A 15,486-nucleotide genomic window follows, 5' to 3' on the forward strand; every position below is an offset into this window, starting at 1 on the left:
ACTCGCAGCCACTCGTGCTCTTCAGAATAATACGTCGACATTCCTGTTCTCTCCTGACTTCAACGCTTGTAGTTTTGTTTGACGAAAGGCGTGGCCACGATCTCGGCCGGTTGCGCCTTGCCCCGAATGATCAGGTTCACCTTCTCGCCCGGCTCGCCGTGGCCTGCGGACACATAGCCCATCGCGACCGGACCGCCGATGGTCGGACCAAAGCCACCCGAAGTGATCTGCCCGATGGTATTTCCTTCGGCACATTGGATCTCGACGCCCTGACGCGCGGGGGCACGACCGGAAGGCAGAATGCCGACCAGTTTGCGCGCGGCGCCCTCTGCTAGTTCCCGTTGAACACGCTCAGCGCCAGGGAAACCGCCTTCTTCCTTGCGGCGCTTTTGAATGGCCCAGGCCAGCGACGCCTCGATCGGCGAGGTGGTCTGATCGATGTCGTTCCCATAGAGGCACAGACCGGCTTCGAGCCGCAGACTGTCGCGCGCGCCCAGACCGGCCGCTTCGCAGTCTTCGTGGGCCAGAAACGCCTTGCTGATCTCGATGGCCTTGTCCTCGGGGATCGAGATTTCGTAACCGTCCTCGCCGGTATAGCCCAGACGCGAGATACGGCATTCGACGCCGTTGATCGGGGCCATTGTGGTTTCCATGAACTTCAAATCGCGCGCCGCAGGGCAAAGCGCGCCCACCACATCCTCGGCCTTCGGTCCCTGAACAGCGACCAGAGCACGGTCGAAAATCTCGGTGACTTCGACCCCTTCCAGATGCTCTTTCATGTGCGGGATGTCCTGATGGCGCAGGGCTGCGTTGACCACGACAAAGAAATAGTCACCCGCGTTGGACACGATCAGGTCGTCCATGATCCCGCCTTCCGCGTTGGTGAAAAACCCGTAACGTGCCTTGCCGGGCTTCAGAGTGGCATAGGCCTGAGGGCAGATGGTTTCCAGTTTCTCGCCCACGTTCTCGCCACGCAGGATCACCTGACCCATGTGGCTGACGTCGAACAGCGCGGCTTTTTCCCGGCACTGAACATGTTCACCCATGATACCCAGCGGATACTGAACGGGCATCTCCCATCCGGCAAAATCCACCATCTTTCCGCCCAGTTCGACATGCAGGTCGTATAGCGGCGTACGTTTCGGTTCGGTCATCTTCTCAACCTTTCAATCAGCGGGACTGGTCGCGAACGACCATAACGGTGCAATGCGCATTGCGCACGACACGTGCCAGGTTCGGACCGATTTCATAATTCGGGAAATCGCCTTTGGTCGACGCCATGACGATCAGGTCGAAGCCTTCCTTGTGGGCAAGCTTCAGAATTTCGCGGTAGACGCTGCCTTCCTCGACATGCACGGGCACGTCAGAGGCATTGCCGTGATCCAGAATGGCCTGAACCTTGCCCCGCACGTGGTCTTTTGCGCCTGCGCCATAGTTGGCGGGCAGGTTCGGCAGCTGGATGATCTCGGGGATGACAGCGATCGCGTGCAGCTCGGCACCGTAGAATTTCGCCTGTTCCAACGCGACCGGCAAAGCCAGCTTCCACGAGTGGTCGTCGGTGTGATCAATTGGCAGCAGGATTTTCGTGGCCATCACGTCTCTCCTCGAGATATGGAATTCTGTTTCGAAGGTGGAGGGCCGGGACGGCCCCCCGTTTTTTCTGTTCGAATTACTCGGCAGGAGTGTTGCCGGGTTCTTCCGATTGGCCGCCCGAGGCGAAGAACTCTTTCGTCAGTTTGAAGACGATCGGGCTCAGCAGGACCAGGGCGATCAGGTTCGGAAGCGCCATCATCGCGTTCAGCGTATCCGCCAGCAGCCAGATGAAGCCCAGATCCGCGGTTGCACCGAAGTAGATCATGACAATCCAAAGGATGCGGTAGGGCAGCAGGGATTTGACGCCCAGCAGGAACTCGACGCATTTCTCGCCGTAGAAGGACCAGCCGAGGATGGTGGTGAAGGCAAAGATCGACAGAGCGATGGCGATCAGATACCCACCGATACCAGGCAGGGACAGTTCGAACGCCGCCGAGGTCAGTGCCGCGCCGGATTCACCCGATGTCCATGCACCCGACGAGATGATCGCCAGACCGGTGATCGAGCAGACGATGATGGTGTCGATGAACGTACCCAACATCGCGATCAGGCCCTGGTTGACCGGACCTTTGGTCTCGGCCGCTGCGTGTGCGATCGGAGCTGAACCCAAACCGGCTTCGTTCGAGAAGACACCGCGCGCCACGCCAAACCGGATTGCGGCCCAGACTGCTGCACCGGCGAAACCACCTTCGGCGGCCGACGGAGTAAACGCGTGGGTGAAGACCAGCGACAGGGCGTGACCGATGCTGCCGATGTTAATCAGCAGAACCAGCAGTCCCGCGATGATGTAGGCAATTGCCATGAACGGAACCAGTTTGCCGGCAACCGCACCAATGCGGGTAATACCACCCAGGATCACGGCTGCTGTCAGAACCATCAGGACGACGCCAGTGACCGAAGTGTTCATGCCGAAATTTGATTCCAGAACCTGCGCCACACCGTTGGCCTGCACACCGTTGCCGATTCCGAAAGCGGCCACCGCGCCGAACAGGGCGAAAGCAACACCCAGCCAGGCCCATTTCGCGCCCAAACCGTTCTTGATGTAGTACATCGGACCGCCGACAAAGTTACCCAGCTCGTCCTGCTCGCGGTATTTCACGGCGCAGACAGCTTCGGCGTATTTGGTGGCCATGCCCACCAGGGCGGTCATCCACATCCAGAACAAGGCGCCCGGACCGCCCAGGAAGACAGCAGTGGCCACACCGGCGATGTTACCCGTGCCGATTGTTGCCGACAGCGAGGTCATCAGCGCGTTGAACGGGCTGATCTGCCCTTCGCCCTGACCCTCACGGCCTTTGAACAGCAGGCTGAAGCCTGTGCCAATTCGCAGGATCGGCATGAACTTCAGGCCGACCTGTAGGAAGAAACCAGCGCCGAGGATGAGGACCAGCATTGGTACCCCCCACACGATGCCATTTATTTCCCCTACAAAGTTAGATAACGCTTCCATGGTTTCCCTCCCATTTGCGTCAGGTTTATGCCCCGTTGGCGACGGCCCGCTGGCGGGCCTGCTTAAGAGCAGCGAAATCTTCGTCCGCGTGGAACGACGACCGGGTCAGCGGTGTTGCCGACACGTGCAGAAAGCCCTTGGAACGGGCAATTTGTTCTAGCTTTTCAAACTCTTCCGGTGACCAAAACCGGTCAATCGGATGGTGTTTCGGGGTCGGTTGCAGATATTGTCCGACGGTTAGGAAATCGACATTGGCAGCGCGCAGATCGTCCATCACCTGGCGCACATCATTAATTGTTTCGCCCAACCCTACCATAAGTCCCGATTTTGTGAAGATTTCCGGTTCGGCCCGTTTGGCATCGTCCAGAAGCCGCAAAGAGGCATAATAACGGGCACCCGGCCGCACCGTCGGGTACAAATGCGGCACGGTTTCCAGATTATGGTTAAACACATCCGGCGCCGCTTCGAAGACGACGTTCGCAGCTTTGCCCTTGCCCAGAAAATCAGGCGTCAGAACCTCAATTGTCGTCCCGGGGTTCTGATGACGCACGGCGCGGATCGTTTGCGCGATATGCTCGGCCCCACCGTCTTCCAGATCGTCGCGATCCACGGAAGTGATCACCACATGGCGCAGACCCAGCTTTTTGACCGCCGCCGCGACCCGGCCAGGTTCGAACGCATCCAGAGCGTCAGGACGGCCCGTCGCCACGTTACAGAAGGAACAGCCGCGGGTGCAGACCTCGCCCATGATCATCATGGTTGCGTGGCGTTTGGACCAGCACTCCCCGATGTTGGGGCAGGCGGCTTCTTCGCAAACGGTCGCCAAATCGTGCTCGCGCATCAGGCGGCGGGTTTCGTAATACTCGGATCCTTCGATCTTTTTCTTACGTATCCACTTCGGTTTGCGCGGTATGACACTGTCGGCCTTTTTGGCCTTTTCCGGGTGGCGTGGGCGAAGCTGGATGGTCATCTGGCTGCTCCGGTTCAGGCGTGGATTGCGCGGCCCATGGCGTCAAGGCAGGCTTCCTTGACAGCCTCGCCCATCGCCGGGTGCGCGTGGCAGGTTGCGGCCACCTCGGCGACGGTTGCGCCTTTGGTCATGGCCAGCACCAGTTCTGCAATCAGGTCGCCGCCATGCGCCCCGCAGATATGGCCCCCCAGTATCTTGCCATCCGCGTCGGCCAGAACCTTGACCGCGCCGTCTGTCTCTCCGGTCGATCGGGCACGGGAATTGGCCATGAAGGCAAATTTTCCGACCGTATATTCCGATCCAGCCTCCTTCAGCGCCTCCTCGGTCAGACCAACGGACGCAACCTCGGGGTCCGTGTAAACCACGCCGGGTACCGTGTTGTAATCCACATGCCCGGCCAACCCGGCCAGCATCTCGACGCAGGCAACACCGTCTTCCTCTGCCTTGTGCGCCAGCATCGGGCCGGGCACGCAGTCGCCGATGGCGTAGATGCCGGGTACCGATGTCTGGAATTTGCTGTCGACTTCGACAAAGCCGCGCTGATTCACGGCAACACCCAGTTCTTCCAGCCCGAGACCACGGGTAACGGGACGGCGACCGACGGCGATCAGAACCTTGTCGGCTTCCATCACCTCTTCCTTGTCCTTGCCGACGCGGTCCATGGTCAGGGTCGGGCCTTTACCGGTTTTTTCAACCGACTTCAGGGCGCGACCCAATTGGAACTTCAGACCGCGCTTGGACAAGGCCCGCTGCGCCAGCTTGGCGATCTCGCCGTCAATGCCCGGCAGCACACGGTCCAGATATTCGACAACAGTGACCTTGGCGCCCAGGCGCGCCCAGACCTGCCCCAGTTCCAGACCGATTACACCCGCACCGATTACGACCAGATGCTCGGGTACGCTCTCCAGCGCGATCGCACCGGTCGAACTCAGGATATCCTGCTCATCAATTTCGATACCCGGCAGCGAGGTCGGCTCGGACCCGGTGGCGATCAGGATGTTTTTGGCTTTATGAACCGCGTCGCCGACCTTGACCTGACCTGCGGCAGGGATGCTGGCCCAGCCTTCGATCAGATCGACACCATTCTTTTTGAACAGAAACGCGATGCCCTTGGTCAGATCACCTACGATCTTGTCCTTGCGCTCCATCATCGCGCCAACGTCGATGCTGGCCCCCTCGACTGCAATGCCATGGGAGGAGAGATGGGAGAGTTCGGCATATTTGGCCGAGGAGGTCAGCAAGGCTTTGGAGGGAATGCACCCCACATTCAGACAGGTTCCGCCCAGTGCCCCGCGTCCTTCCACGCAGGCCACTTTCAGACCCAGCTGAGCTGCGCGGATCGCGGCGACATAGCCGCCGGGTCCGCCACCGATAACGATAAGATCGTAGGTATTCATGGGCTTGCTCTCAGTAGATCGGGTAGCTCGCGCACAGGGCGCGGACTTGTTCGCGGGTTGCCTTCTCGACGGTCTCATCCCCATCCGGCGACTGTGCAAGCGCATCCAGAACGTCGCCGATCAGATGGCCGATCTTCTTAAACTCTTCGGGACCGAAGCCACGGCTGCATCCGGCGGCGGTGCCCAGGCGGACTCCGCTTGTGACCGTCGGCTTTTCCGGGTCTCCGGGCACGCTGTTCTTGTTGCAGGTGAACCCGGCGCGCTCCAGCGCCGCCTCGGCCGCGTTGCCCTTCACCCCGATGGGTCGAAGATCGACCAGCATCAGATGGTTGTCCGTGCCACCCGAAACGATGTCACAGCCGCGCGACATCATCACATTGGACAATGCCTCGGCGCTGTCGACGACGCGTTGCATGTATTCCTTGAATTCCGGCTTCTGAGCTTCGCCAAACGCGACTGCTTTGCCTGCGATGACGTGCATCAGCGGGCCACCCTGAAGGCCGGGGAACACAGCGGAATTGATCTTCTTCGCCAGCGCTTCATCATTGGTCAGGATGATGCCGCCGCGCGGACCGCGCAGCGTTTTATGGGTTGTCGACGTCACGACATGCGCGTGTCCGACAGGCGAGGGGTGCAGACCTGTCGCGACCAGACCCGCGATATGGGCCATGTCGGCCAGCAGCCACGCCCCGACTTCGTCGGCGATTTCACGGAACCGGGCAAAGTCGATCTTGCGCGAATAGGCCGACGCGCCCGCGATGATCAGTTTGGGTTTCTCTGCGCGTGCCAGTTCGGCGACCTGATCGTAGTCGATCAGACCCGCGTCGGTCAGGCCGTACTGAACCGGACGGAACCATTTGCCCGACTGCGCAGGTTTCGCGCCATGAGTCAGGTGGCCGCCGGCATCCAGCGACATGCCCAGGATCGTGTCACCCGGGCTCAGCAACGCCAGCTTGACGGCACCGTTGGCCTGCGCGCCGGAATGCGGCTGCACATTGGCAAATCCGCAGCCGAAAATCGACTTCAGCCGTTCGATGGCTTCAACCTCGACCTCATCCACATATTCGCATCCGCCATAGTAGCGACGACCGGGATAGCCTTCGGCATATTTGTTGGTCAGTACTGAACCCTGCGCTTCGATTACGGCCTGCGAGACAATGTTCTCGGACGCGATAAGCTCAATTTGTTCAGCCTGACGGGAAGCTTCACGCGAAATCGACGCCGCAATAACCGGGTCGGATGCTGCAAGAGACGTTCTGAACATGATTTCCTCCTCCGAAATCCGAATCCTTAACAGGGGATTTTGTTTCCAATAGTGGAAAACGGATGCTTGAGGCAACATTTTTTTCCGATTTGTTATGTTGAGGGCTAATCGGGAACTATGTATCCTTGCTGAAAGTGGGGGGATTCAATATGTCAGACGATTTACAGCCTGATGGCGCGGGACTTCAGGACCAGGACGATGGAGCCGCTCTGGGTCGCTCGATCCGGGATGCACGCCGTGAGAAGGGCTGGACGCTGGAAGAGGCCGGCAGGGCCGCCGGCATTGGTCGCTCGACGCTTTCAAAGATAGAAAACAACCAGACCCGCCCCAGTTTCGATATTGTCCGCCGGTTGACTCAGGCGTTGGATATGAACCCGCCGCAGCTTTTCCTGCAATCCGGTCAGACGGGGGTCGCCGGGCGGCGGGACTTCACCCCTAAAGGGACGGGCGAGATCAGGCATACCGCCACCTACATGCACGAGTTGCTGTGCCCGGAACTGACCAGCAAGCGCATGCTACCCTATGTAGCGACAATCAAGGCGCGTGACATATCCGAATTCGACAACTGGATCCGGCATTCCGGGGAAGAGTTTATGTATGTCCTGAAGGGTGAGTTGATCTTTGTTTCGGAGCATTATCGCCCGCTGCCGATGAAGGCGGGGGATTCACTATATTATGACAGCAGCATGGGCCATGGATGCGTATCCACCAGCGAGGAAGACGCGCAGGTTCTGTGGGTGTCGCTGGAGTAGTCCTGCGTTAGACCAGAGCGGTTGAAAACCATGGGAAACGGCTGAGCAGAACCAGGATCGCTGCAACAGCCAGCAAGAAGGGCCAGAGCGATCGCAAAATGCGACCCGGTGAGGCCCCGCTCATGGAAGATGCGATGTAAAGCCCGACACCCACCGGTGGCGTCAGCAGGCCCAGAACTAGGTTCAGGCACATGACGACGCCGAACTGATAGGGGCTGATGTCGTAATCGTTCATTGCGATGGGCAGCAGGATGGGGGTGATCAGAATGACGGCCGCGATGCCATCGATCAACATTCCGACCCCCAGCAGGATCAGGTTAACGATCAGCAGGAACAGGAATGGATCATCTGTAATGGAGGTGATCAGGACCGCCAGCTTCTGCGGCAGTGCCTCATAGATGATTACCCAGCCAAAAACACTTGCGGCAGAAATCATGAAGATGATCATAGACGCGTTGATTGCCATGCGCCGGAACATCTGGGGCAGCGCCTTGGGCTTAAGCTCTCCGTAGATCAGCCAGCCAATCAGGAACGCGATCAGGGACGCGATAGCGGCGGATTCCGTGGGCGTGGCGATACCGAACAGAACACCCCCGATAATGGCCATGGGGATCAATACCGCCGGTAAACAGGCAAGCAGCGCCGAAATCGATTCCTGCCGCGTAAACCAGGCGCCTTTGGGAAATCCCTGCGCGAAACCGATCAGGGCGATCACCACGGCAAACGAGATCGACAGCAACAGTCCGGGCAGGATGCCGGCAAGAAACATGTCACCGATGGGGATCTGCGCCAGAACGCCAAAGATCACGAACATCATGGATGGTGGGATGACCGGTGCCAGCAATCCCCCAGCGGCTGTGGTGGCAGCGGCAAAGCCCTTGTCATAGCCTTCCCGCTCCATCTCAGGCGTCATGGCCCGCGCCATGACGGCAATCTGCGCCGTGGCCGATCCGATGATGGCGGCCATGAACATGTTGGCCAGCAGGTTGATATAGGCCAGCCCGCCGCGAAAGCCGCCGACAAAGACCCGGGCGGCATCGATGAGCCGTCGGGTCATGCCACCTTCGTTCATCATCTCGCCGGTCAGCATGAAAAGAGGAATGGCCAGGAGCCCATAGTTCTCGAGGCCCGAGAACATCTTCTGGGCAAAGCTGTCATACAAAACGGTGTTGCCGCTTTCCCAAATGTACCAGATCGCGGTCAGCGACAGGACCAGCGCAACGGGAACCGCGATCAGCAGCTTGAAGGCAAAAATCAGAGGCGTCATGCGTTGCCCTCGGGTTGAGGGACACGGGGGCCGGTCAGATTTGAAATGCTGTGCAGCGTTGCCCCCAGCGCAAACAGCCACATGACCATCCAGACCAGGTATTTCGGAACGCCCAGCGTTGTTGTCGGTTCCGCGTAGATGAAGTTGAAAGTCGCACCCTGAAACTGCTTGGTGTCGAACCCATGCCGCGCCAGTTCCAGCGGTGAATACCAGCGCCAACAGAACCAGATCATGAACAGGGCAAAGATCAGAACGATTAGGTCAACAAGCCGGGCCGCCAAGTCCCGCAACATAGGGGGCAGGGCATCCGTCAGGATCGTAACGGCCACAGCGTGACCATAGTGCAGCGCCGCGGATGCGCCGAGAAAGGTCATCCAGGCCATGGCATAGATCGCCAGCTCATCCACCCAGAACAAAGCGGACCCCAGGCTCCGTGTCACGACGTTCAGCAGGATAAGAACCGATATGGCGGCGGCCAGAAAAGACGCGAGCCACAGTTCAGCACGCGCCCATGCTGCAGAAATCCGCCGGATCATTGCGCTCACTCCTCAAAACAAGGGGCGCAAATCACCTGCGCCCCAATTGCATGAGTACCGTATTAGTTGGCGGTTTCCGCAGCAACCTGTCGCAATTGATCCAGCGCACCTGATTTCCCGGCCCAGGTCTGGTTCCATTGATCAATGGCATCACCAAAGAATGAGCTGTCTACCTGAACATAGGTTTTGCCGGTGCCTTTCACCTGATCCAGCCATTCCTGTTCCTTGGCAACATAGGTGTCGATGGTGCTGTCCACGTGACGGGCCATCAGTTCACCGATCATGGTGCGGTCTTCTTCGGACAGACCGGCCCAGACCTTGGCCGACACAAGACCAACCATCGGGAACATCATGTGGTCCGACTGCACGATGGTGTCGGCATGTTCGTAATATTTCAGAACCCAGATCAGTTCTGCGTCCATGTCGATGGCATCGACCTGACCGTTGGCCAGCGCATCGTAAACGGCGGGCAGTGGCATCGGGGTCGGGGCCGCACCAACGGCGTTGTAGAAGTCGAGAATAGGCTCGAACGGAGTGATCCGCAGTTTGAGACCGGCCAGGTCCTCTGCCGAGTTCACGTCGCCCCGGGCAACGATCTGGCGCAGGCTGGCCATGCCGTACCCGTTGCCGACGACACCGACCTCGGCCGGAAGTTGATCCAGCATGCTGCGTGCGCCATCGCTGCGCAGGATGCGGCCCGCGTGGCCGATATCGCTGGCCAGATACGGGGCGTAGAACGCGCCGAAATCCTTGGCGCGGTTGGACACTTCGGCCACTGTCATGAACGCCATGTCCAAAGCACCTGTTTGCAGCTGTTGCAGCATCTCGGCTTCGTTGCCCAACTGACGCGCCGGGAAAACTGTCACGCTATGCGCGCCACCGCTGGCTTCCGACAAGTCTGCGCCAAATGCCTCGGCCGCCTTGGTCCAGATATGCGGCGGTGGCGTGATCAGACCCAGGCGGAACTCATCTGCCAGCGCAATCGTTGCGGAAAAAGAAGTCACAACCGCAGCAGTCGCGCCGCAAAGGGCTTTGTGAAGGTAGTTCATTGTATTCTCCCTGTTTTGTTCCGGTTCAGCTCAGAGCTGGACCCAGTCCGCAGGCGGCTTACCCTTTCCGGGATGCAGCGTTCCGCAGTTCGGACAAGTTCGAGCTTCGGTACTGTTATGGAAAGCATCGTAAATCTTTGGCAGTGCTGTGACGATCCCTTCGGGGCCATCAAGCGCAACTTCTTCGCGATGCACAAGGCCTTCGCAGTTAAAGCAAAACCATTCGAACCCTTCTTTCATCCCCGGCTGACGTGGGGCTTCGACCACGATGCCGATCGATCCTTCCTGTGGGCGCTGCGGCGCGTGACGCACATGAGGCGGCAACAGGAAAACCTCGCCTTCACGCACCGGCACATCGTAGATTTTGCCGCCGTCGGCGATCTTCAGCATCATGTCGCCCTTTTGCTGAAAGAACCATTCTTCGACCGGATCATCGTGAAAATCGACACGTGTATTGGGGCCGCCAACAACCATGACAATCATGTCGCCTTCCTTGTGCAGCAACTGATTGCCAACCGGAGGGCGCAGTTTGTCAGCGTTGTCTTCCACCCATTTCTGGAAATTGAAGGGTTTCAGCGTCGGGTGTTGTCCCATGTGCTTTCTCCTGCCTGACCGGTGCTTGGGGCACAGCAACACTATATCGTGCCGTCAAAAAGCCTAGGACAAGCCGTATGAAAGAAATATTTGTTTCTGGGAATGTCGGTATCCATTAACCTGATATCAGATTGATCAAAGCTGAAGGCCGCAATCCTCGAACGCGGCGCTTGCGGCGGCTTTTTCGGCCTCGGTCAGTTCCAGCATGGGATGGCGTACGCGCCCTCCGACCTGTCCAAGCAGTTCCTGCCAGTATTTTCCGTGGGCTGTCGGCTTGCCACCGGGCTTGGTGCGTTTGATCGCGGCACGGACCGGATCGAGACTGTCGCGCACGCGCCGGGCCTGGTCGAGCTTTCCGGCAAAAGCCAGTTCGGTGTATTCGTGCATACGCAAGTCGTTCGCCGTCTGGATTTGGTAGGGCGGCGAGGAACACAGGTAAAGCTGCCAGCCCAGCTCCTCGATATTGTCCAGCCAGTCGTCTTCCAGAGACGTGGACACCAGGATCTTGTCACCCACCATCCGCGTCAGTTTTGCATACATGTCCCGGGGGACCGAGTATTTGATGGCCATGATGTTGGGCAGCTCCGCAATACGCGCACAAGTTTCGGGCTGCATCAGATACCCGCTGTCGGGATGGCTCCACATGGCGATGCCGATATCCAGGCGGTCGCAGATATACTTGTAGTAATTGTACAAAACCTCGTCGCGGTCGTGACAAAAGCTGAGCATCGGGGCGTGGACCACCACATAATCCGCACCGCAGTCCTGAGCATGCCGTCCAAGCTCCAGCACGGTGTCCACGTTCTGATCCGAGATCGACATGATCGTCCCGGCCTTGTCCCCGCATTCCTCGGCGGCGATGGTCATGTTGCGTTTGCGTTCGTCCAGCGACATCGACCAGAACTCACCCTGTTTGCCTGCGATGAACAGGCCCTGAATTTGCAGATCGTCGATCCAGTGCCGAATGTTCCGGCGCAATCCGGCCTCGTTCAGGCTGAGGTCTTCGTTGAACGGGTTCAACGCGGCTGCCCAAATCCCCCGCATGGTTTCGCGCGAATAGGCTTTGGCGTCGTGTTTGGCATATTTCATGGGCAGGAAGTCCGAAGGTCAGATGTCAGATCGCTAGCGTGCAAACACTCTGGTTCCGTCAAACGCACAAAGCCAAGCGCATTGGGCGGATCTGGATATTAAATATTTCGATAACAGAGAGCCTGCAGTTTCGGATAGGTTAAGGCTGCATCTGGAGGCTCTATGAAAATCGGCATTATCGGCGAAGGCGCTATCGGGCGTTACGTGGCACAGCACTTGCTTGAAAAAGGCGAAGGGCCTGATGCCATACTGGTTTCACCTGGTCGGCTGCTTGACGAAAAAGCGGCCGGGCCATCTCGTGTTTCCTGCGTCTCAGACCTGCCCGGCGGGATCGATCTGATGGTCGATTGCGCGGGCCATGCGGGCCTGAAAGCACACGGAGCCGCCATTCTGGAACGGGGCATCGACCTGGTAACACTGTCAGTCGGCGCATTGGCTGACCCTGATCTTGAACAGGCGCTGGCATTGGCGGCGCGTAACGGTCATTCGCATTTGCGCCTTGCCAGCGGGGCAATCGGCGCACTGGATTGCCTATCCGCCGCAAGGGTAGGGGGGCTGACCGAGGTCATCTATCGCGGCAGCAAGCCCCCGGCGGGATGGCGCGGTTCAGCTGCAGAAGAACAAATGAATCTGGATCACCTGAATTCAGCGGCAGTACATTTTTCCGGAACTGCCCGGCAAGCAGCCGTGGCCTATCCAAAGAACGCCAACGTGGCGGCGGCCATCGCTTTGGCGGGGCTGGGATTTGACGAGACAAGGGTTGAACTGATCGCCGATCCGGCTGTTAATGCCAATATCCACGAAATCGAGGCGCGCGGCAGTTTTGGCACCTTCACATTCAGGATCGAAGGAAAGGCGCTGCCGGACAACCCGCGCAGTTCGGCTCTGGCTGCCATGAGCGCCATTGCCGCCATCGAAAGACAGCCCGCAGCGATCAGTATCTGAGGGGCCTTCATGGTCGCACATCATACCCGCATCGTTGAGCGCGCGCTGACGCGGTTGAAGCTGCGCCAGTTGCGTCTGCTGGTTGCGGTCGGCCAGCACGGCAGCATCCAGAACGCGGCGCGCGATCTGGGCATTTCGCAGCCTGCCGCCACCAAGATGATTCAGGACCTGGAACTGGATTTCGAGGTCAAGCTTTTTGAGCGGACCAATCGCGGCATTGTGCCCACGGTGTTTGGTGAAGCACTGATCCGCCATGGCAAGCTGATCTTCGCGCAGGTCTCTAATGCCGCTCAGGAATTGGATGATCTGAACGAAGGCAACAGCGGCCGGGTTGTGGTGGGAACCCTGCTGGCGGCGTCACCAACCTTGCTGCCACGCGCTGTCGAACGGCTGCTGAAAGACCGGCCGAAAGTCGCGGTCAAAATTGTCGAGGGGACAAACGAAGGGCTGATGCCTGCGCTTTTGTCGGGCGAGATCGACATGGTTGTCGGTCGTCTGCCCAGTCATCGCCACCGAGCACGGATCACGCAGGAAAAGTTCTTTGATGAACGGGTATTGGCCGTGACCGGAACGCAGCATCCTTTGGTCGGCAAGCCGAATATCACTTTCGAAGAACTCAGACGCTTTGGCTGGATACTGCCACCGGTCGAAACCACTCTGCGCCGCCAAACCGACCAGTATTTTGTGCGGCAGGATCAGTACCAGCCGGGTGTTTCAATTGAATCGGTCTCCTATCTTGCCAACAGGTCCCTGTTGCGATCCCACGATTTTGTCGGGCTGATGCCGGCCCATGTCGCCTCGTTGGATATCGACCGTGGCCTGCTGGCCTGCCTGGACTGGGCTGTCCCATTTGGTGCGGGCCCGGTTGGCGTGTCTCACAGAGGGGAAAGCAGCCTGTCCCCGGCAAGCAGCACATTTCTGGATGCCCTGCGCGCGGCAGCAGGGGACATCTGAACCATTCCTGCAGATATCACGCAATCGGATATCAGTATTTCTTCAATTCAGTTGAGGTGATGCCAGCGGAAATGAGACCCTGAAGCTGAATTGCAACCTGCGAGGGCGCCATGAGCACTTATCCGGACCTGAAACTTTATATCGGCGGTGAGTGGCGCAAGGCAGCAGACGACATTCCCGTGTTGAACCCTGCGACGGAAGAGGAAATCGGCAGGCTTCCCAAAGCGGGCAGGTCCGATCTGGATGGCGCGCTGGCTGCGGCCGAAGCGGGGTTTCGCGTTTGGCGTCGCACGGCGCCACGCGACCGCGCGGACATCATGATCAAGGCTGCGGCCCTGATGCGCGACCGGCAGGAGGAGATTGCCCGCTCAATCACTGCCGAGCATGGAAAGCCGCTGGCACAGGCCCGGCTCGAGGTGATCCGCGGCTGCGAGTTTTTTGAATGGGACGCGGGCGAGGCCATGCGTACCTATGGCCGCGTCATCCCTTCGGCGCCCGGTGTTCGATATGTTGTGCACCACCAACCCATCGGGGTGGTTCTTGGCCTGTCGCCCTGGAATTTCCCGATGAGCCAGCCGGCACGCAAGATTGCAGGCGCGCTGGCATCGGGGTGTTCGATCATCCTGAAAGCGGCTGAGGAAACTCCGGCAGGTGCCATGCATATCGCGCGCGCCTTCCACGACGCCGGCTTGCCACCGGGTGTCCTGAACCTTGTCTTTGGTGAGCCTGCGGAGATCTCAAGCCATCTTATCCGGCAGGATCCAGTACGGCTTGTCGCCTTTACCGGGTCAACAGCGGTCGGGCGCCACCTGACGACGCTCGCCTCGGAGAATATGACGCGCGTCCTGATGGAGCTGGGCGGGCATGCACCAGTAATCGTCTGTGAAGATACAGACGTTGAAAAAGCCGCAATTAGCGGAGCGGTCCGCAAATACAGGAATGCAGGGCAGGTCTGCACCTCGCCAACCCGGTTTTTTGTGCACGAAAGCATCTACAAGCCATTCCTGGATACGTTCATTGAACGGGCCGCTGCCACTGTCGTAGGGAACGGAGTGGAAGAAGGTATCGAAATGGGGCCGCTGGCAAAAGACCGCCGCGTTCCCGCACTGAGCGAACTTGTGGAAGATGCCCGTGATGCCGGAGCAACGATCTGCACCGGGGGAGGTCGGATCGGAGCAAAAGGCTATTTCTTTGCGCCGACCGTTTTGACGAATGTGCCTGACGACGCCCGCGTGATGCAGGAAGAGCCATTTGGCCCGCTGGCTGTGATCAATCCGGTCGCTTCACTGGACGAAGCCATAGCCAAGGCGAATGCGACACCTTTTGGTCTTGCCGCTTACGGGTTTTCAAACAGGGCCGACTATATTGACCGGATGACCGATGAAGTCGAAGCCGGAAACCTATCCTTCAACACGCTGGAAGCATCATTGCCGGAAACACCTTTTGGCGGGGTCAAATCCAGTGGATACGGCCGGGAAGGCGGGACGGAGGGTCTGGAAAACTATATGATTGTTAAAAATATCTCGCACAGCACCCAGATCGTTTGATCATTCGCGGGGCAAAATCCGGCCCCGAAATATCGTTCTGACAGTAAATGGTGAAATCGCTTAAAGCACTGTCATTGTT

15 protein-coding genes are annotated in these 15,486 nt (G+C 58.8%); 4 read left to right on the forward strand and 11 right to left on the reverse strand.

The window, feature by feature from the left end; all coding sequences use genetic code 11:
* Window positions 1-59 precede the first annotated feature (59 nt).
* The 6 genes from gcvT to glyA form a co-directional block, all read right to left on the reverse strand.
* A complete protein-coding gene (gene gcvT, locus AC2FIR_RS10020; protein WP_496745227.1) occupies window positions 60-1,154 on the reverse strand; it encodes a glycine cleavage system aminomethyltransferase GcvT in 1,095 nt (364 codons plus the stop codon).
* 16 nt (window positions 1,155-1,170) lie between these two features.
* Window positions 1,171-1,593, reverse strand: a complete 423-nt coding sequence (locus AC2FIR_RS10025; protein ID WP_170613945.1) for a universal stress protein — start codon at window positions 1,591-1,593, stop codon at window positions 1,171-1,173.
* 76 nt (window positions 1,594-1,669) lie between these two features.
* A complete protein-coding gene (locus AC2FIR_RS10030; RefSeq protein WP_496745228.1) occupies window positions 1,670-3,043 on the reverse strand; it encodes an alanine/glycine:cation symporter family protein in 1,374 nt (457 codons plus the stop codon).
* 25 nt (window positions 3,044-3,068) lie between these two features.
* Window positions 3,069-4,013: a lipoyl synthase gene (gene lipA, locus AC2FIR_RS10035; protein ID WP_496745230.1), complete on the reverse strand. Its 945-nt coding sequence runs from the start codon at window positions 4,011-4,013 to the stop codon at window positions 3,069-3,071.
* A gap of 14 nt (window positions 4,014-4,027) precedes the next feature.
* A complete protein-coding gene (lpdA, locus tag AC2FIR_RS10040; RefSeq protein WP_496745231.1) occupies window positions 4,028-5,410 on the reverse strand; it encodes a dihydrolipoyl dehydrogenase in 1,383 nt (460 codons plus the stop codon).
* 10 nt (window positions 5,411-5,420) lie between these two features.
* Entirely contained in the window at window positions 5,421-6,674 is a 1,254-nt protein-coding gene (glyA, locus tag AC2FIR_RS10045; RefSeq protein ID WP_496745233.1) for a serine hydroxymethyltransferase, read from the reverse strand.
* A gap of 149 nt (window positions 6,675-6,823) precedes the next feature.
* Here glyA and AC2FIR_RS10050 point away from each other — a divergent pair, with 149 nt between their 5' ends.
* On the forward strand, window positions 6,824-7,426 hold the full coding sequence (locus tag AC2FIR_RS10050) for a helix-turn-helix domain-containing protein (RefSeq protein ID WP_170807972.1): 603 nt from the start codon (window positions 6,824-6,826) through the stop codon (window positions 7,424-7,426).
* Window positions 7,427-7,433: 7 nt separating this feature from the next.
* Here the strand turns inward: AC2FIR_RS10050 and AC2FIR_RS10055 are convergent, their stop codons facing one another.
* The 5 genes from AC2FIR_RS10055 to AC2FIR_RS10075 all read right to left on the reverse strand — a co-directional run bounded on the left by AC2FIR_RS10055 (window position 7,434) and on the right by AC2FIR_RS10075 (window position 11,961).
* Window positions 7,434-8,693, reverse strand: coding sequence for a TRAP transporter large permease (locus AC2FIR_RS10055; RefSeq protein WP_496745236.1), 1,260 nt, complete (start codon window positions 8,691-8,693; stop codon window positions 7,434-7,436).
* On the reverse strand, window positions 8,690-9,229 hold the full coding sequence (locus AC2FIR_RS10060; RefSeq protein WP_170613952.1) for a TRAP transporter small permease: 540 nt from the start codon (window positions 9,227-9,229) through the stop codon (window positions 8,690-8,692). The genes AC2FIR_RS10055 and AC2FIR_RS10060 overlap by 4 nt, the downstream gene beginning before the upstream one ends.
* A gap of 62 nt (window positions 9,230-9,291) precedes the next feature.
* Complete coding sequence (locus AC2FIR_RS10065; RefSeq protein WP_496762271.1) at window positions 9,292-10,278, reverse strand: TRAP transporter substrate-binding protein; 987 nt, start codon at window positions 10,276-10,278, stop codon at window positions 9,292-9,294.
* A 30-nt stretch (window positions 10,279-10,308) separates the two neighbouring features.
* Window positions 10,309-10,872, reverse strand: coding sequence for a 3-hydroxyanthranilate 3,4-dioxygenase (locus AC2FIR_RS10070; RefSeq protein ID WP_170613954.1), 564 nt, complete (start codon window positions 10,870-10,872; stop codon window positions 10,309-10,311).
* Between the two features lie 135 nt (window positions 10,873-11,007).
* The gene (locus AC2FIR_RS10075) at window positions 11,008-11,961 is read right to left on the reverse strand and encodes a dihydrodipicolinate synthase family protein (RefSeq protein ID WP_480915094.1); all 954 of its coding nucleotides are present in this window, start codon (window positions 11,959-11,961) and stop codon (window positions 11,008-11,010) included.
* 162 nt (window positions 11,962-12,123) lie between these two features.
* On the opposite strand from AC2FIR_RS10075, the gene AC2FIR_RS10080 reads away from it, so the two are divergent.
* The 3 genes from AC2FIR_RS10080 to AC2FIR_RS10090 all read left to right on the forward strand — a co-directional run bounded on the left by AC2FIR_RS10080 (window position 12,124) and on the right by AC2FIR_RS10090 (window position 15,407).
* A complete protein-coding gene (locus AC2FIR_RS10080; RefSeq protein WP_496762273.1) occupies window positions 12,124-12,906 on the forward strand; it encodes an aspartate dehydrogenase in 783 nt (260 codons plus the stop codon).
* Window positions 12,907-12,915: 9 nt separating this feature from the next.
* A complete protein-coding gene (locus tag AC2FIR_RS10085; protein ID WP_496745242.1) occupies window positions 12,916-13,860 on the forward strand; it encodes a LysR substrate-binding domain-containing protein in 945 nt (314 codons plus the stop codon).
* Window positions 13,861-13,970: 110 nt separating this feature from the next.
* Entirely contained in the window at window positions 13,971-15,407 is a 1,437-nt protein-coding gene (locus AC2FIR_RS10090; protein ID WP_496745244.1) for an NAD-dependent succinate-semialdehyde dehydrogenase, read from the forward strand.
* Window positions 15,408-15,486 lie beyond the last annotated feature (79 nt).

The organism is Ruegeria sp. CDSB136 (assembly GCF_059610965.1).